Below are 15,647 nucleotides of genomic sequence, written 5' to 3'. Positions count from 1 at the left end.
CCGGATGGGACAGCAGGCGGATGTCATCGTCGTGGGTGGTGGGCTCGCGGGGCTCGTCGCGGCGACGGAGCTCGCGGAGGCGGGCAAGCGCGTCACGGTGGTCGACCAGGAGGGCGAGCAGAACCTGGGAGGACAGGCGTTCTGGTCCTTCGGCGGGTTGTTCCTGGTGGACTCGCCGGAGCAGCGGCGCATGGGCATCAAGGACTCGCACGCGCTGGCGCTCGAGGACTGGATGGGCACCGCGGGGTTCGACCGCGAGGAGGACCACTGGCCCCGGAAGTGGGCGGAGGCCTTCGTCGATTTCGCGGCGACGGAGATGCGCCCGTGGCTGCACGCGCAGGGCATGCGCTGGTTCCCGGTGGTGGGCTGGGCCGAGCGCGGTGGCTATGGCGCGGTGGGGCATGGCAACTCCGTGCCTCGCTTCCACGTGACGTGGGGGACGGGGCCGGGGGTGCTGGCGCCCTTCATCCGGCGAGCGCAGGCGGCGCGGGAGAAGGGGACGCTGACGTTCCTGTTCCGGCACCGGGTGGACGAGCTGCTCGTCGAGGCGGGGGCGGTGGTGGGGGTGCGAGGGATGAAGCTGGTGCCCTCGGACGTGGAGCGTGGGGTGAGCAGCCCTCGGGAGACGGCGGGGGACTTCGAGCTGCGAGGCTCGGCGGTGGTTGTCACGTCGGGAGGCATTGGCGGCAACCACGAGCTGGTGCGCAAGAGCTGGCCCGAGCGCATGGGGCCCGCGCCGAAGTTCATGGTGCAGGGCGTGCCGGCGCACGTGGACGGGCGGATGATTGCGATTACGGAGGCGGCGGGTGGACGGCTCATCAACCGCGACCGCATGTGGCATTACACGGAGGGGTTGAGGAACTGGAACCCCATCTGGCCTCGGCACGGCATCCGGATTCTTCCAGGGCCCAGCTCGCTGTGGCTGGACGCGACGGGCAAGCGCTTGCCTCCGCCGCTGTACCCGGGGTTCGACACGCTGGGGACGCTCGAGCACATCCTGAAGACGGGGTACGAGTATTCGTGGTTCGTGTTGAACCAGTGGATTCTGAAGAAGGAGTTCGCGCTCTCGGGCTCCGAGCAGAACCCGGACCTGACGGGCAAGGATTGGAAGGGCGTGCTCAACCGGGCGGTGGGCAAGAAGGCGATGGGACCGGTGGAGGCGTTCAAGGAGCACGGCGCGGACTTCGTCGTCGCGAATGACTTGCGGACGTTGGTGGAGGGGATGAACGCGAAGACGGAGAAGCAGGTGCTCGACTTCGCGACGGTGGAGCGCGAGGTGCTCGCTCGGGACAGGCAGTTGGACAACCCGTTCGGGAAGGACTTGCAGATTGCCGCGATTCGACAGGCGCGCGGGTACCGTGGGGACCAGCTGGTGCGCACGGCGAAGCTGCACCGCATCCTGGACCCGAAGGCGGGGCCGCTCATCGGCGTGAAGCTGAACGTGCTGACGCGCAAGACGCTGGGCGGGTTCGAGACGAACCTGTCAGGCCAGGTGTTCGGGGCGCAGGGACAGGTGATTCCCGGCCTCTACGCGGCCGGTGAGGTGGCCGGGTTCGGTGGAGGAGGGGTGCACGGGTATCGGGCGCTGGAGGGCACGTTCCTCGGTGGGTGCATCTTCTCGGGTCGGGCGGCGGGTCGGGCGCTGGTGAAGACCGTGTAGAGCGTGTGGGGGCCCTCGGCGGTGTGGCCGCCGTGGGCCTGTGGGGCAGGCGGTGTCGTATGGGAGGAGGGTGCGGAGGAACTCGTCGTCGTGGCTGAGCGGGCGCCAGCCGGCGGGTGGAGGCGTGGCGAGGAGCGCGGCACTGGCCTGCCGGAGGCGCTCTTCATGGGTCAAGGGGCTGTAGGCTGACCATTGGCTCAGAGCCATGGCCACTTGGACTTTGCGGCGCCTTCCGAATGGGCCTCGTGGACGAGCCTACGAGGCCCTCGGTGTCAGGCCAACGTGCTCACGAACATCGCGCTGACGACAGACCTTCCGCGAGCAGGATGGACGTCGTCAATCATACGGGCAGATGATGGGCCCCTGGTGCGAGGCGCAGACGTTGCGCTCGATGTAGTAACCCCAGGAACTGCTCGAGTACGCGTACATGTACAGGCCATCGCCGCAGGGCACGTAGGCCGAACTGACCAGGCAGTGAATGCTCGGGTCGTAGTCCGGATAGAGCGCCTCCTTTTGATTGCCCACGGCTTCGTGAATCGGCTCTCCACCGTTGGGGGCATCATCACCGCCACACGCCATGAGCCACGAACAGGAAAGCGAGGCGACCGCGAGGACAAGACGTGACGTACGCATGCTCGACTCCTTGGCTTGAAGTGAGAACCCAATCATGCACCAGGCGGCGTCTGTCTGCTGGGGGCGGGCCCCTCATCATGCGGGGTGGACTCCTCAGGGTCCCGCCCATAAATCCATGAAATTACAATAATCCACGAGTGGCATCATCATTGCCTCTTCGGGGCGCTCCCCTTGCGAGGAGACACCCGGATGAGAACCGCTTCGTGGAAGGCCGTGGCGCTGTTGGCGTGGAGCATGGGCTGCGGAGCCCCCAGTGATGACGCCACTCCCGCGCCACAAACCCACGCACAGTCACTCGCCACCAGCGTGAAGATTCCCATCACCCCTTCCATGGTGCGGGTGGATGACGTCCGTCCCGCCGTGGGCAACTACGCGGCGCTCTATGACGAACAGGCCGCCATCGGCGACCCGCGCAGCGGCTCCAGCTTCAAGCCCGCGACGAGCTGGGCCAACGTCGTCTACAACGCCAGCGCCTACCCCATGGGCTTCATCATTGACCTGGGCGAGGCCCACGACCTCACGGAGCTGGGTGTCTTCGACACGTATGACACGGGGACCATCCAGTTCGACGTCGGAGCCCCCGGCGCGTGGACGCCCGTCGTCACGTTCAGCACGAACCTGTGGGAGCAATGGAAGCTCTTCCCCATCACCCAGCGCACCCGCTACCTGCGCTTCACCCGGACGCTGTACGGCGCCACCAACGAGCTGGTCATCTACGGCAGCCCCGTGGACCCGAGCGGCCCGGCGAACACGCCCCCCACCGTCTCCGCCGGCGCCAACCAGACGGTGACGCTGCCCACGACGACAGCCACGCTGTCAGGCACCGCCAGCGACGCGGATGGCTCCATCGTCTCGCGCCAGTGGGTCCAGACGCAGGGCCCCAACACCGCCACGCTCACGACCCCCACTTCTCTCACCACGAGCGTCTCGGGCTTGGTGGCCGGGACGTACATCTTCGAACTCACCGCGACGGATGACGACGGCGCCAGCACGTCGAACAAGACGACGGTGACTGTGATTGCGGCGCCCACGGGCCGCGGAACGACGACGGAGGTCTACAGGACGGCGTCCTCGCCCGGCAACTACGGGTACGTCCTGTACCTGCCGCCCGGCTATCAGGAGGGCTCGAACTGGCCCATCGTCTTCTTCCTCCACGGACAGACGGAGACAGGGGACGGAGGGCCCACGCAGCTCAAGCGGGTCCGCGCGCATGGGCCGCAGAACTACATCGACAACCTGGGGAAGGACTTTCCTTTCATCCTTGTCTCGCCCCAGGCGTCGAACGGCAGCACCTGGAGTCCGTGGGAGGCAGAGAACCTGCTCCACCCCTTCCTCAACCACATCGTCTCGCAGCTCAAGGTCGACCCGCGCCGCGTGTACATGACGGGCCTGAGCCTCGGCGGCGGAGGCTCGCTCTCCTATGCCAGGACGTTCCCCTCGCGGCTCGCGGGTGTCGTCGCCGCGTGCCCGACGTCCTGGCCGGGAGACCAGGCCTACGCGAATGGGATGATTGCCTCGGGGCTCGGCGTCTGGGCGTTCCACGCCGTCAATGACGGCCAGTACCGCTACACGGCCACCGCCGCCTGGTTCGACCAGTTCGGCACCGCCATGGGCGGGACGAGCGGCGTGCTCAGCACCTACACCGCGCCCAACGAAGCGCAGACGGCCTTCTTCCGTCCCGCGACGAAGAAGTGGGAGTGGCTCAGCGGACAGACGTCCGTGGACACGACGGGCGCGGGGCCGGCGCACCCGGTCCTCTTCACGCTCTACAACACCGGCGGCCATGGCATCTGGGACACCGTCTACAAGGACGCCAAGGTCTGGGAGTGGCTGCTCGCACAGCGGAGGCCCTGAGGCCCGTTCTGCCCTGGGCGCCCCTGACGAATGGCCGCCCAGGGCGCACGAGTTCAGCGAATCAGGCGCGCCTCGCCGGAGATGCTCCACCTCCGCGACTCCCCCATGTCCTGGTTGCTGGGAAGACTGAAGGTCCTCGCCCACAGGCTCGCGACAGAACGGTCGAGGCGCTCAGATGCTCTTCAGGACCTTGCCGTCGTAGGTACCGTCGCCAGCGGGGGCGATGGAGTGGAACGTCGCGCCTGGCTCGCAGCCCGTGGGAAGCAGCGCCCGAGGGAGCAGCGCCACGAGATGCAACTGGCCATGGACCCGCCCCTGGGGCAGCGTCTTCTCGGGCTGCCTGGCGAAGGCGTTCACGATGAACCGCTCGGCGATGTCGAAGAAGCGCGCCGAGGAGAAGCGGACGTGGTCGAGGTTCCCCACCGCCTGGTGCAGCGCCTCCGCTCCCGAGCAATCCAGGAGAAGCTGGAGCGGCCAGGGAGACAGCGTGGAGCGCGAGGGGTCCAGGTGGGCCGACCGGAGCCGGGTGGTGTACAGACGCACCGCCAAGAGCCCCTCGGGCAGCGGGTCCAGGAAGAAGTCCCGGCGATAGTCATTTCCGCCATCCTTCAACAGCCGGGCCGTCAGCTTCTTCTGGGCCGCGGGCTTGCCCGTGGCGAGCACCTGTTCGATGGCTCGCGACAGGCCAGCTCCATCCGTGCCCTCGTAGCCCGCGGCGACGGCGATGGACTTGCGGCCTCGGCTGGAGAGCCAGTCGAGCATCTGGGCCCGCAGCGCGCCTGCGTCGGCGGGCTCCACGGCCTCCACCTTCACCTCGAAGTTGGGCTCGTCGCGCAGCGGCTGCGCATCCACCCAGTCCCGTGTGGCTCTCCCCAGGTCCGGCTCCAGGAACCAGTAGTTGGAGAATCGGGCCGCCACGGCCTTTCGGAGGTACTCACCCATGCTCCGGGCGATGGAGACAGCGGAGCCTTCCTCGCCCGCGGCGGCGGCCACCACCTGGGCCTGGTCGACGTCCTCGTCCTTCTTGTACGAGAGGAAGGCCATGGCCTGGTCATTGTGCACGTCCACAATCATCGCGTGGACGTCGGGCGGGAAATCGTAGGCCGCGTCCTTCTCGAACCACCGGCCCCGGAGGAGGGCGAGCGCACCTCCATGTCCAGAGCCATCCGTGGCGCGCCAGCGAAGGTGGCGGATGCCCAGGTGATGGAAGACACCCTGACTGTGCGTGGGAATCTGCCCCTCGGCGGAGTCGGGACGGTACGAAGGGTGCTCGACCTCGATGTTGGCGAGGTGTCGGAGCTTCTCGACCCACATGTTGGCGTCGTTCAGCGCTTCCAGGTCATCGGGGGACAACGAGGGCTCGGGGCGTTGGGGCATGAGCTTTCAGCAATGGGCTCCTCGGAGAGCTCATCGTGATGAGAGAACGGAGGTGGGTTGGAGTTGTCGCACCTTCATGAGGCCGAGCACGCGGTGCTCGCCGGACGTCAGTGACCGGGAGAGATGCCCTCGTGCTCCCGGCACAGCAACTGACTGTCCTCGCGCGACAACGGCTCCTGCGTCAGGCCGCAGCGGAAGCGCCCCGAGCCCTCTCGCTGGAAGTGCTTGCAGGTACCGCACGGGCCAAAGCTGCGCTGGGCATTCGCGGCCTGCAGGGCGCGCAACAGCTCCGTAAGGGACTCGTCGAGCGCCGCGCCATCACCCGGCAGCTTCGCCAGCGCCCGCTTGAAGAGCTCCGGCGGCAAGGCCTGCTTCAGCACCGCGCGGCCCGCCTCCGTCAACAGGAGATGGATGACGCGCCGGTCCTCCGTATCCGCCTGCTTTCGCAGCAGACCCTTCTCCTCCAGCAACAGCAGCGTCTGGGACACGGTGCCCTTGGTGAGCCCCAGGTACTCCGTCAGCGCCGCGGGCGTGTTGCTGTAGCGGTTGCACGACTGCAAGTAGCGCAGCGCCTGCAGGTGCACCGGCTGCAACCCGTGTGGCAGCCCCGCCGCCCGCTCCTCCGTGCGGAGCAGGTTCCCGAGTCGCTCGAGCAATGCGTAGAGACGGTCACCACCCATGGGTACAAAGGTATCGTGTCGATACTGACTTGACAAGCGGAGGTGGCGGGCGCATTTAGTTTCGAATCGATACTAATCAACCTGCCGCTCAACCCGCTGTCTCCAGGAGCACCCCATGACGACGCCCACCATCGCCCCTGTTGGCCCCTCGAACACGCCCGCCGCCTCCGAGCCCACGCTCGCCGCGCTGAAGACGAAGTTCGGGACGGTCCCCAAGATGTTCTCCACCTTCGCGCACTCCCCCGCGGCGCTCGATGCCGTGGCGGGCTACTTCAACGCCATGGGCGGCGCGAAGCTGTCTCCGCGCACGCAGGAGGCCATCGCCATCGCGGTGGCGGAGCTGAACCGCTGCACCTACTGCCTCTCCGCGCACACGGCGCTGGCGAAGGGGCACGGCGTGAAGGCGGATGAGCTGACGGGATTCCGCACCGGCCGCTCGGCGGACCCTCGCGAGCAGGCCATCCTGGACCTCGCCGTCGCCATCGCTCGCACGCGGGCGGCGGACGTGGGCCCGCAGCTCGCGCAGGCTCGCAAGGTGGGGCTGAGTGACGCGGAGCTGGTGGAGGTGGTGGCCGCCGTCGCGCAGAACGTGCTCACCAACTACCTCAACGTGGTGGCTGGCACCGAGGTGGACTTCCCTCGCGTCGCCTGAGCCTCCACGCGCCGGGCGCCGGCACGGTCGCGGCGCCCGGGGGCTTCAGACACCCTGCCGCGGAATGGGTCGATGCTCCCACGCTCGCACGTCGATGGGATTGCCGCGCCGCGAGCACGGGTTTGCTTCCCCCCAGGACGCACATCCGTTGTCTCCGAACGCACTCCCGGGGACGTCCAAACACAGGTCAGGAAGCTCCCCGGGTGGTCCGCGCCCGTGAGCGCATTGGCATAGGGGTTGCTCTCTTGGTGTCGGTTTACCAAGGGCGGCCCATGACCAGGAAATTGACGGAGTTCAGTCAGAAGAAGCTCGCGCTGAGCAAGGGGCTTGCTGCTGGCGGGTTCTGTCTCGCCCTGGCCAGCCGTTGGGTGAGGCACATCCTCGACAGCGACAAGGACAAGTGGGACGTCCCCAAGCAGGCCGTGGACACGCGACTCCAACTGCTCACGGACGAGGCCATCGAGCTGCACGCGCTCCACCAGAGATACGTGGCCCGCCAAAAGAAGGTGATGGACATGGTCCACATGCAGGAAGCACTCATCCTCGTGGGCAAGTCAGGGTTCATGGAGGAGCGAAGCGCTCTGATTCAGTTCTTGGGAGGGAACGAGAAGAGGATGGAGCGCTTCTCCACGGTCGACGTGGAGGGCATCCAGCTTCAGAAGAGCGCGCTGCTCGTGATGAAGAAGCTGAAGGTCCCCCCTTCGGATTTGACGAACGTCACGGTCACGAACGCCGAAGCCGCCCAGACGATTGCCTCGGAGAAAATCAAGAAGAAGTCCGCCTATGTCGTCACGCCCATGCATGGCACGACTTCCTCGGAGCATGCCCTGGCCATCTATCGCTCGAGCGGAGTCTTCTCGACCTACTTCTACATCTTCGATCCCAACTTCGGCGAGGTCTTCGCCTCCACCGAGGAGGACGCGGCGTTTGTCATCAACAAGTTCATGGGCCCGGACTGTCCTTACAAGACGAACCGGTGGAACCTGCTGCACTGCCAATGACCTTCCTGGGGGAGGTCAGGCTTCGCGAGTCTGTACGAGTCGCCAGACGAAGGCGGTGACGACCCCAGCGAGGGCGGCCTTGAGCAGTCCCCCGGGGATGAACGGTACGAAGCCCTTGTGGATGGCCGTGGCGAGGTCGAGCGAGGCCACCACGCTGAGCCAGCACACGCCGATGACCAGGATGACGAGCTGTCCCACGAGGAAGAGGGGCACCGCCGTCCTCGGGCGCCTGTCGTAGGCGTGGCGCGCCGCGAGGCCCATGAGGAAGGCCGCGGGGAGGAAGCCCACCAGGTAGCCGCCAGTCGGCCCGATGAGCGCGACCCAGCCGCTGGCCGCCTTCGCGTAGAAGGGCAGCCCTACGGCTCCCAACAGGAGATAGGCGAGCTGCGCGGCCACGCCACGCCCGGGCCCGAGCGCGGCGGCCGTGAGGACGACCGCGAACGTCTGGCCCGTGACGGGCACCGGCGACCCCGGCGCCGCGATGGCGACCTGCGCGAGCAAGGCCGTGAAGAGCGCCGCGCCGAGGACGAGCGCCGCCTCCTGGCCTCGCGTGCGCACGAAGACGTCAGCCAGGACGCGGTGCGATGAGGGACGGGCGTCCGCGCTCACCGCCGGCCCACCAGCGAGAAGTGCGAGCCGCGTGACGACACGGAGAGAAGGGGAGACACGGACCGATGCTCGGTGAGGATGCACGCTGATGCAAGGTCGCGAAGCGTTCCGCGCTTCGCTCTCGCGACGCGGAGTCCGGCTTCGTGGTGAGCCCGGACGTGGTCTCCACCCTGGCGGTGCGGATTTCTACTTTCCGTAGCCCGCGCTGCGCACGTCGGTCAGCTTGCCGTCGGTGAAGGTGACCACCTGCATCAAGCGGTTGGGCCCGAAGTTGTACGTCCACTCCTCCACCTGGACCGTCACCGTCTGCGTGGTGGAGGAGTTCTCCTTGCCTTCGCGAACCCGGTTCTTCGTGGAGGTCGACTCCTGTCGGACGTGCGTGCTCATGGGCTCTCCGCACTTCATGCGCGCATCGGACGGGGTGGCGCCATCCGCGATGAGGTTGCTGCCACAGCGCATGGACGCCGCTTCACCACGGAAGGGCACGATGAGGGAGGCGAGGACGAGGCCGGCAAGGAGGGTACGCATGCGGGGCAGCTCCAATAAAGCGGGGGTGTGCGACGGACGAAGGCGCGCCCAGGATATTCAAGAGCGCGGGGAGATTTCCCGCGAGGCCGGGCTTCTCCCCCGTCCCGTCGCCCGCTTCGGCGCGGGCCGCACGGACTCCCCCACTGGCTGGAGATATCCCTGCATCAGCGCGCACAGCTCGTCGAGGAAGGTCTCGTTCGTCAGATAGTCCGGCCGGTCCGACACCGCCTTGATGCACAGCGTCTCCACCGAGTGCACCAGGATGAAGACCGCCATGTCGAGGTCCCTGGGACGCAGCGCCGCGACTCTCGGCGCCAGGAAGGCGCGCACCAGGCGGAACAGCCGCTGCTCGTGCGGGTCCACCTGTCCCAACTGCCGCATCCTCGGCACCAGCTCATGCAACACCTGGTGCAGTCGGGGGTTCTCCAGCTTCGTGGTCAGCAGCTGGCGGACCAGCGCCCGAATCGCCTGGGGCAATGGCTGGCTCGCGAGTCGCACCAGCTCCGCCTCGAAGCCCTCGAGCGAGCGCGTGCGATGCCGCTCCATCACCGCCATCACCAGACCCTCCTTGCTCGGGAAGTATTGGTAGAGCGACCCGATGCTCACCCCGGCCTCGCTGGCGATGCGATTGGTGCTCGCGGCCTCATAGCCATTCTTGACGAGAACGCGAGCAGCCGCCGTGAGAATGGCGTCACACGTGGCCTGCGCCCGGTCCTGATGGGGCTTCCTCCGACGGGAAACGGGGGGACGGCGTGGCATGACCCTTCCTCCTTCAAATGTGAGCACCGACGCGAGTTGCGAACGTGAGTCCTAGCTCACATTCTGGACCCATGCACACCGCTTCGACATCCTCCACTGTCTCCCCCGCGCCCACCTCGGGCCCCTTCCCCTACCAGGGCCGCCGGGCGCTCATCACCGGCGCGTCCTCCGGCATCGGCGAGGCCTTCGCCCGCCTGCTCGCGGCGCGGAAGATGAACCTGGTCCTCGTGGCCCGCTCGGAAGACAAGCTGCGCGCCCTGGCCGCCGAGCTGGTGAAGCAGCACGCCGTCCAGGTGGAGGTGCTGAGCCTGGACCTCAGTCACGAGGGCGCCGCGCGCAAGCTCCATGCGCAGTGCCGCGAGCGCGGCCTGCACGTGGACCTGCTCATCAACAACGCGGGCTTCGCCACCCACGGCGCCTTCGAGGCCGTTCCCCTGGCCCGACAGCATGAGCAGGTGATGCTCAACGTCACCGCGCTCGTGGACGCCAGCCACCTGTTCCTGCCGGACATGGTCGCCCGGGGGCTCGGCGGCATCATCAACGTGGCGTCCACCGCCGGGTATCAACCCCTGCCGTACATGGCCATCTACGGCGCCACGAAGGCGTTCGTCCTGTCCTTCTCCGAAGCGCTCTGGGCGGAGAACCGCGAGCGGGGCGTGCGGGTGCTCGCGCTGTGCCCCGGGCCCGTGGAGACCGCCTTCTTCGACGTGGTGGGCACCCGCCAGGTGGCGGTGGGGGCGGTGGCCACGGCAGGGCAGGTGGCCCTCGCGGGCCTCCGAGGACTGGAGCAGGGGAAGGCCTCGCTCATCGCCGGCTGGCGCAACTGGCTCCAGGCCAACCTGCCGCGCTTCGCGCCGCGAGCCTTCACCGTGCGCATGGCCGCCGGGATGCTGAAGCCGCGTGAAGCCCCCGCGCTGCCCGCCCGCTCCGTCTAGGGCTGACGCGGACGCAGCCTCACGCGCAGGCGCTGCTCGTCCCCGCGGTCGATGACCTCGAGGACCTCGAACACCTCGCCGGCCGCTTCCACCGTCTGGCCCACGTGCACGCGCACGTGCCGCTGCTCCGGTGGAACGACTCGCGAGTCGTAGATGAAGAGGGCGGCGGTGGACCCGCGCACGCCCGCATCCGTGTCCTCGGGCCAGAAGTTGCCCGTGGCCAGGCTCAGGTGGGGTGTCACCTGGAGCGGGCCGTGGTTCTTCGTCAGCGTGAAGGTGCCGGGCTGCTCCGCCGAGGCGGGCGCCACGGCGGGCGTCTCACGGGCGCACCCGGACAGCACCAGCCCCAGGGCCAGTGCCAGTCCGGTCCACCCGCGCGTGCCCGCCGCCCGTCGACTCACTTCGTCGGGTTGGTGTTGGCGTACTGGAAGGACTCACGGAACTGCGCCTCCGTGAGAACGATGTCCAGCGTGCCCGAGCCCCACGGGTTGCGCAGCGTCACCGTGCCCGCCTTGGTGTCCACGCCCGAGACGAAGTACTCGTGGTCCGCCACCAGCGTGCCGTTCTTGTAGAGCGGCTTGTCGGTGCCGTCCGGCAGGTCGATGCCGAGGAACTTGATGTCGTCGTGCGTGCCCGCGGTGATGGCCTCGCCCGCGTTCAGCCGCTTCTCCAGGTCCGCCAGCGTGGCGCCCCCGACGTCCAGGCTGCTGCTCTTCTTGCCGGTGATGGCCTCCATCGCGTTGGCGCTGTTGCCATGGACGATGTTCGGGTAGCCGCCCTTCCACTGGGCATAGGCCTTCTCGACGAGGGCCGGCCACAGCTCCGCCTTGCCACCCTCCTGGGGCGTCGCGGCGTAGGCCGGGTTGCCGCTGGAGTTCAGGGGCAGGTCCGGGGTGACGGTGATGGTCACCGGCTTGCCCTTGTCCTGGAAGGTGACGTTGTAGTTGCCGGACGCGTCCGGGCCCTTGACCATGTTCTCGATGAGGGCCGGGTTGGCGCGCGCAATCGCACCCATGGACGTCATCAGGTAGCAGTCACCAATCTGCCCCTGCTGCACGTCGTTCCAGTGCGCGTTGACGCCGTCGGTGCCCGCCTCGAAGAGGCTGCCGTTCTTCACCGGGCCGTAGGTGACGTTGGTGTCGAGCGCCTTCGGGTCCTTCGTCTTCGGGCTCTCCGCGCCGCTGGTCTGCGGAGTGGCGCCGAACAGCGCGGCGGCGAACTGCTCGCGGCGGCTGGGCGGCATCATGCCGTCCTGCGTCCGGGCGCTCGCCCACTCGGGCTGCTGCTGACGGGCCTCCTGCGTCTTGACCTGCGGCTGGACCGTCTCGGTGGCCTTCGGGAGGGTCTGGGTGACGCGGGACCCCTCATTCCCAATCTTGAAGCTCATGGATGTTCCCCTTGGACTGTCGCCCCCCCAAGGGCGTCAGTAGTGCATGTCTGGATTATCGCGATGTCAGCGCAAAAGTTGCTTCGTGCCCGCACTGTCCGTGCGGCGTTCAGCGGACCTTGAGGTGGATGGCGGGCTCGGTGCCCTCGGCGCCGCTGACCTCGAGGATTTCGAGCGAGGCTCCGTCCACTTCCACCACCTGGGACGCGTGGACGCGCACATGCTCCTGCTTCGAGGGCGACGTGCGGGTGTCGATGATGAAGAGGCCGGCGGTGAGCTGCTTCTCGCGCCCCCCCTTGGCTTCCACTTCCTCGGGCCAGAAGTTGCCGCTGGCCACGCGCAGGTGGGGCTTCTCCGGAAGCGCGACGGGCCCCTGGCCCTTGATGAGTGTGATGGTGTCGGATGCCATGTGACTGTTTCCCCCGGGTCGTCAGGAAGGGCGAGGCCGCGTGGAGCAGTCCTCGCCCTGGATGATGTGGGTGGACGCTACCATGGGCCCCTGCGCGGGCCGTATGGCTTTGACTGTGAGTGCGTGTGGTTGGGGGTGGCCCTAGAACGCGGGGAGCTGGACGGGGAGATGACGCGCTGTGTTGCTCGCGCCGTCTCCGAGCTGACCCCAGTCATCGCAGCCCCAGACCCAGTGGGTGCCATCCGAGGCCCGGGCGACGGAGTGGCGCCAGCCTCCCTCCACGGCGACGACATAGCGGGGGCCAACGGCCTGGACAGGGGTGAGGCGGTCGGTGGTGGTGCCGTCCCCGAGCTGGCCGCAGCCATTGGCGCCCCAACCCCAGACGGTGCCGTCGGCGAGGGTGGCCAGCGAGTAGCCCTCGCCTCCGGCGATGGAGACCACGTTGGAGAGGCCGGTGACCTGGGTGAGCGGGCGTGAGGCGTCCCAGGTCCAGACGGTGCCATCGGCGCGCAGGGCCAGGGAGTGCCATCTTCCGGCGGCGATGATGGACACCTGGGTGAGGTGGGGGACCTGGGTGGCCGTGGTGGTGCTGGTGGGCCAGGTCCAGACGGTGCCGTCGGCGCGCAGGGCGAGCGAGAAGCCCTCTCCGGCGGCCAGGTCCACCACCTGCGTGAGTCCCGTGACGGGCGCGCGCCAGTATCCGTCGCCCCAGACGAAGACGGTGCCATCGGGACGCACGGCGAGGGAGTGGAGGTAGCCCGCCGCGATTCCCATCACCGGCGCGAACACGGGGACGGGCGAGGCGCGGTCGGTGCTCGTGCCGTCTCCGAGCTGGCGCAAGGCATTGAAGCCCCAGGCCCAGAGGACGCCGTCGGAGCGCAGCGCGAGGGAGTGATGCGCGCCCGCGGCGATGGACACCACCCCGGAGAGCCCTGGGACGAGGACCGCGGTGCTCCGGTCGACGAGGGTGCCGTCCCCGAGCTGGCCCACGGCATTGAAGCCCGAGGCCCCGACGGTGCCAAGGAGGCCCAGCCTCAGCATGTGTCCGTCGCCCGCGGCCACCACATCATTGCGGGAGACCAGCGCGCGGGGAGACGAAGCGAAGTCAGGGGACCCCAAGCCCACGTCGCTCTCACCACAACCCAGACCTCCGAGGACCACCGCCGCGCTCAACAGCCAGAATCGAGGTGACCGCAACAGAGGGCTTCGCATCAGAGGCCTCTTCGTGGGGGAGGGGCGCAAGGGGTTGCGCGCGGCGAGTCTGGGTCAGGTGTCCTGAGATGCTCAACCCCTTGCATGACGATAATCCTGCTCACGCCAGGGATTGGGCAGGTGCGTCATGCGGCGGCGCTTGTGAGGCGGACGCTGTGCTGCGGCTTTCCTCCGACGACCCTCCCTGGCGGACGGGCTCCGCCTTCGTCATCGACGGTGGCGCTGCAGGCGCGGGTTGTCAGCGGGTGCACGGCGGCGTGACATGGTGCTTGCCGTGCCCGGCGGCGTGGGGGTTGTCTGTTGCCATGCGCATCATCCGAGAGACAGCTTCGATGGAGAGAACCCGCGCGTGGTGGGCCCGAGGCTCGGGCTCCGGGGAGGCGTAGCCGCGTGGCGACGGTGTCCCTGGAGGACGTGCGCAAGGTGTATCGAGGCGGCGTGGCCGCGGTGAAGGGCGTGACGCTGCACATCGCCGACGGTGAGTTCGTGTCGCTGGTCGGCCCGTCCGGCTGTGGAAAGTCCACCACGCTCAACCTGATTGCCGGGCTGGAGGAGCTGTCCGGCGGCACGCTGCGCATCGACGGCGAGGTGGTCAACGGCATGTCGCCGAAGGAGCGCGACATCGCCATGGTGTTCCAGAGCTACGCGCTCTATCCGCACCTGGACGTGGCGAGGAACCTGGCCTTCCCGCTGGAGGTCGCCGGACTGTCGCGCGCGGACATCGAGGCGCGGGTGCGCGAGGTGGCGGCGGTGCTCGGGCTGGAGGCGCTGCTTGCGCGCAGGCCGAAGGAGCTGTCGGGAGGTCAGCGGCAGCGGGTGGCCCTGGGTCGCGCGCTGGTGCGGCGGCCCAAGGTGTTCCTGTTCGACGAGCCGCTGTCCAACCTGGACGCGGCGCTGCGCACGCAGATGCGCGGTGAAATCAAGAAGCTGCACGAGCGGCTCCAGGCCACGTTCATCTACGTCACGCATGACCAGTCGGAGGCGATGACGCTGTCGGACCGGGTGGTGGTGATGAGCCAGGGCGAGGTGCAGCAGGTGGCGCCGCCGAGAGAGCTGTACGACGCGCCCGCGAATCTGTTCGTGGCGGGCTTCTTCGGCTCACCGCGCATCAACCAGGTGAAGCCCCGGACGCTGGGCCTGGAGGCCGAGGACGTGGTGCTGGGACTGCGTCCCGAGCACCTGGAGGTGATGGCTCGGGACTCCACGTCACCGGGCGCGCTGACGGGGCTCGTGTATCTGGTGGAGCCCATGGGCGCGGAGAGCTGGGTGACGGTGGACGTGGCGGGCGAGCAGCTCGTGGCCCGTGCACCCGGTGACTTCCGCGCCGCCTCGGGCACCCCTGTGTCGCTGCGCTTCGATGCATCGAAGCTGCGACGCTTCGATGCGCGGACGGGACGGGCCCAGGGCTAGGGCTGCAGCGAGAAGCTGTCGTTCTCGATGCGCAGCTGCTCGCGCTGGCGGTCATGGACGATGAGTCCCGTGAAGGGGGCCTCCAGGTTCTCGAAGTCCGCGTAGCGCATCTCCAGGGCCTCGGCGTGGGAGCCCGCGCGGAACAGCAGTCGCTCCGCGTGGCGCAGGTGTTCATCCACCACCACCGGGACTCCGTAGAGCCTGCCGAAGGGCGGCTCCGCGCCGACCTCGCACTCGGGGAAGAGCGGGGCGAACTCCGACTCCTCCGCGAGCCGCAGGTTCTTCGCGCCCGTCACCTCCGCGAGCCGGTCCAGGTTCACTGAGTCCGGCGCGCTCACCACGCAAATCCACAGCGAGTCATCCGAGCGGAAGATGACCGACTTGGCCACCTGGAAGCCGCTGACGTGCAGTGACGCCGCGAGCGCCTGCGCGGTGATGGCGCGCAGGTGGGGCCTGCGGTCGAAGGGGACGTTGTGTCCCTCCAGGTACTGGATGATGTTCTCCGGAATCATGGCGCGGCCTCCGTCGGTGCTCGCGGAAG

The 15,647-nt window shown here is 68.2% G+C and carries 17 protein-coding genes; 6 read left to right on the top strand and 11 right to left on the bottom strand.

Annotated elements, in window-relative coordinates:
- Positions 1 to 4: 4 nt before the first annotated feature.
- The gene (locus LZ199_RS42290) at positions 5 to 1,660 is read left to right on the top strand and encodes an FAD-binding dehydrogenase (protein ID WP_253999493.1); all 1,656 of its coding nucleotides are present in this window, start codon (positions 5 to 7) and stop codon (positions 1,658 to 1,660) included.
- A gap of 336 nt (positions 1,661 to 1,996) precedes the next feature.
- Here LZ199_RS42290 and LZ199_RS42280 read toward each other — a convergent pair whose 3' ends face one another.
- Complete coding sequence (locus LZ199_RS42280; RefSeq protein WP_253999492.1) at positions 1,997 to 2,293, bottom strand: hypothetical protein; 297 nt, start codon at positions 2,291 to 2,293, stop codon at positions 1,997 to 1,999.
- 189 nt (positions 2,294 to 2,482) lie between these two features.
- Between LZ199_RS42280 and LZ199_RS42275 the strand changes: the two genes are divergently transcribed.
- Positions 2,483 to 4,147, top strand: a complete 1,665-nt coding sequence (locus tag LZ199_RS42275) for a carboxylesterase family protein (protein WP_253999491.1) — start codon at positions 2,483 to 2,485, stop codon at positions 4,145 to 4,147.
- A 171-nt stretch (positions 4,148 to 4,318) separates the two neighbouring features.
- On the opposite strand, the gene LZ199_RS42270 is transcribed toward LZ199_RS42275, so the two are convergent.
- Together LZ199_RS42270 and LZ199_RS42265 are read right to left on the bottom strand one after the other, a co-directional pair.
- A complete protein-coding gene (locus LZ199_RS42270) occupies positions 4,319 to 5,524 on the bottom strand; it encodes a hypothetical protein (RefSeq protein WP_253999490.1) in 1,206 nt (401 codons plus the stop codon).
- A gap of 107 nt (positions 5,525 to 5,631) precedes the next feature.
- Positions 5,632 to 6,204 (bottom strand): MarR family winged helix-turn-helix transcriptional regulator, encoded by a 573-nt coding sequence (locus tag LZ199_RS42265; RefSeq protein ID WP_253999489.1) that lies wholly within the window; start codon positions 6,202 to 6,204, stop codon positions 5,632 to 5,634.
- A 115-nt stretch (positions 6,205 to 6,319) separates the two neighbouring features.
- On the opposite strand from LZ199_RS42265, the gene LZ199_RS42260 reads away from it, so the two are divergent.
- Both LZ199_RS42260 and LZ199_RS42255 read left to right on the top strand, forming a co-directional pair.
- Positions 6,320 to 6,856 (top strand): carboxymuconolactone decarboxylase family protein, encoded by a 537-nt coding sequence (locus tag LZ199_RS42260; RefSeq protein ID WP_253999488.1) that lies wholly within the window; start codon positions 6,320 to 6,322, stop codon positions 6,854 to 6,856.
- A gap of 272 nt (positions 6,857 to 7,128) precedes the next feature.
- Positions 7,129 to 7,857, top strand: a complete 729-nt coding sequence (locus tag LZ199_RS42255; RefSeq protein WP_253999487.1) for a YopT-type cysteine protease domain-containing protein — start codon at positions 7,129 to 7,131, stop codon at positions 7,855 to 7,857.
- Positions 7,858 to 7,872: 15 nt separating this feature from the next.
- Here the strand turns inward: LZ199_RS42255 and LZ199_RS42250 are convergent, their stop codons facing one another.
- The 3 genes from LZ199_RS42250 to LZ199_RS42240 all read right to left on the bottom strand — a co-directional run bounded on the left by LZ199_RS42250 (position 7,873) and on the right by LZ199_RS42240 (position 9,753).
- A complete protein-coding gene (locus tag LZ199_RS42250; protein ID WP_253999486.1) occupies positions 7,873 to 8,466 on the bottom strand; it encodes a biotin transporter BioY in 594 nt (197 codons plus the stop codon).
- Between the two features lie 186 nt (positions 8,467 to 8,652).
- Complete coding sequence (locus LZ199_RS42245) at positions 8,653 to 8,994, bottom strand: DUF2845 domain-containing protein (protein WP_253999485.1); 342 nt, start codon at positions 8,992 to 8,994, stop codon at positions 8,653 to 8,655.
- A gap of 57 nt (positions 8,995 to 9,051) precedes the next feature.
- Positions 9,052 to 9,753: a TetR/AcrR family transcriptional regulator gene (locus LZ199_RS42240; RefSeq protein ID WP_253999484.1), complete on the bottom strand. Its 702-nt coding sequence runs from the start codon at positions 9,751 to 9,753 to the stop codon at positions 9,052 to 9,054.
- Positions 9,754 to 9,824: 71 nt separating this feature from the next.
- Here LZ199_RS42240 and LZ199_RS42235 point away from each other — a divergent pair, with 71 nt between their 5' ends.
- Positions 9,825 to 10,688, top strand: a complete 864-nt coding sequence (locus LZ199_RS42235) for an SDR family NAD(P)-dependent oxidoreductase (RefSeq protein ID WP_253999483.1) — start codon at positions 9,825 to 9,827, stop codon at positions 10,686 to 10,688.
- Here LZ199_RS42235 and LZ199_RS42230 read toward each other — a convergent pair.
- The 4 genes from LZ199_RS42230 to LZ199_RS42215 all read right to left on the bottom strand — a co-directional run bounded on the left by LZ199_RS42230 (position 10,685) and on the right by LZ199_RS42215 (position 13,696).
- Positions 10,685 to 11,089 (bottom strand): hypothetical protein, encoded by a 405-nt coding sequence (locus LZ199_RS42230; RefSeq protein ID WP_253999482.1) that lies wholly within the window; start codon positions 11,087 to 11,089, stop codon positions 10,685 to 10,687. The two genes, LZ199_RS42235 and LZ199_RS42230, sit on opposite strands and share 4 nt — an antisense overlap.
- Positions 11,086 to 12,075, bottom strand: coding sequence for a C2 family cysteine protease (locus LZ199_RS42225; RefSeq protein ID WP_253999481.1), 990 nt, complete (start codon positions 12,073 to 12,075; stop codon positions 11,086 to 11,088). Before LZ199_RS42225 ends, LZ199_RS42230 begins: the two co-directional genes overlap by 4 nt.
- Positions 12,076 to 12,184: 109 nt before the next feature.
- Positions 12,185 to 12,484 carry a hypothetical protein gene (locus tag LZ199_RS42220; protein ID WP_253999480.1) on the bottom strand — a complete coding sequence of 100 codons (300 nt, stop codon included), beginning with the start codon at positions 12,482 to 12,484 and terminating at the stop codon, positions 12,185 to 12,187.
- Between the two features lie 141 nt (positions 12,485 to 12,625).
- A complete protein-coding gene (locus tag LZ199_RS42215) occupies positions 12,626 to 13,696 on the bottom strand; it encodes an RCC1 domain-containing protein (protein ID WP_253999479.1) in 1,071 nt (356 codons plus the stop codon).
- A gap of 390 nt (positions 13,697 to 14,086) precedes the next feature.
- On the opposite strand from LZ199_RS42215, the gene LZ199_RS42210 reads away from it, so the two are divergent.
- The gene (locus LZ199_RS42210) at positions 14,087 to 15,106 is read left to right on the top strand and encodes an ABC transporter ATP-binding protein (protein ID WP_253999478.1); all 1,020 of its coding nucleotides are present in this window, start codon (positions 14,087 to 14,089) and stop codon (positions 15,104 to 15,106) included.
- Here the strand turns inward: LZ199_RS42210 and LZ199_RS42205 are convergent.
- Entirely contained in the window at positions 15,103 to 15,618 is a 516-nt protein-coding gene (locus LZ199_RS42205) for an aminoacyl-tRNA deacylase (RefSeq protein ID WP_253999477.1), read from the bottom strand. The genes LZ199_RS42210 and LZ199_RS42205 overlap by 4 nt on opposite strands.
- Between the last annotated feature and the right edge of the window lie 29 nt (positions 15,619 to 15,647).

Origin of the sequence: Myxococcus qinghaiensis, from assembly GCF_024198215.1 — a bacterium.
GTDB lineage: Bacteria > Myxococcota > Myxococcia > Myxococcales > Myxococcaceae > Myxococcus > Myxococcus qinghaiensis.
Note: the sequence above shows the minus strand (reverse complement) of the source record. Positions and strands in the feature narration are given on the sequence as shown.

Coding starts and splice junctions, on each gene's coding strand:
- LZ199_RS42265 (WP_253999489.1), bottom strand. CDS start 6,204: ATGGGTGGTGACCGTCTCTACGCATTGCTCGAGCGACTCGGGAACCTG.
- LZ199_RS42220 (WP_253999480.1), bottom strand. CDS start 12,484: ATGGCATCCGACACCATCACACTCATCAAGGGCCAGGGGCCCGTCGCG.
- LZ199_RS42260 (WP_253999488.1), top strand. CDS start 6,320: ATGACGACGCCCACCATCGCCCCTGTTGGCCCCTCGAACACGCCCGCC.
- LZ199_RS42290 (WP_253999493.1), top strand. CDS start 5: ATGGGACAGCAGGCGGATGTCATCGTCGTGGGTGGTGGGCTCGCGGGG.
- LZ199_RS42215 (WP_253999479.1), bottom strand. CDS start 13,696: ATGCGAAGCCCTCTGTTGCGGTCACCTCGATTCTGGCTGTTGAGCGCG.
- LZ199_RS42205 (WP_253999477.1), bottom strand. CDS start 15,618: ATGATTCCGGAGAACATCATCCAGTACCTGGAGGGACACAACGTCCCC.
- LZ199_RS42240 (WP_253999484.1), bottom strand. CDS start 9,753: ATGCCACGCCGTCCCCCCGTTTCCCGTCGGAGGAAGCCCCATCAGGAC.
- LZ199_RS42225 (WP_253999481.1), bottom strand. CDS start 12,075: ATGAGCTTCAAGATTGGGAATGAGGGGTCCCGCGTCACCCAGACCCTC.
- LZ199_RS42280 (WP_253999492.1), bottom strand. CDS start 2,293: ATGCGTACGTCACGTCTTGTCCTCGCGGTCGCCTCGCTTTCCTGTTCG.
- LZ199_RS42255 (WP_253999487.1), top strand. CDS start 7,129: ATGACCAGGAAATTGACGGAGTTCAGTCAGAAGAAGCTCGCGCTGAGC.
- LZ199_RS42275 (WP_253999491.1), top strand. CDS start 2,483: ATGAGAACCGCTTCGTGGAAGGCCGTGGCGCTGTTGGCGTGGAGCATG.
- LZ199_RS42270 (WP_253999490.1), bottom strand. CDS start 5,524: ATGCCCCAACGCCCCGAGCCCTCGTTGTCCCCCGATGACCTGGAAGCG.
- LZ199_RS42245 (WP_253999485.1), bottom strand. CDS start 8,994: ATGCGTACCCTCCTTGCCGGCCTCGTCCTCGCCTCCCTCATCGTGCCC.
- LZ199_RS42235 (WP_253999483.1), top strand. CDS start 9,825: ATGCACACCGCTTCGACATCCTCCACTGTCTCCCCCGCGCCCACCTCG.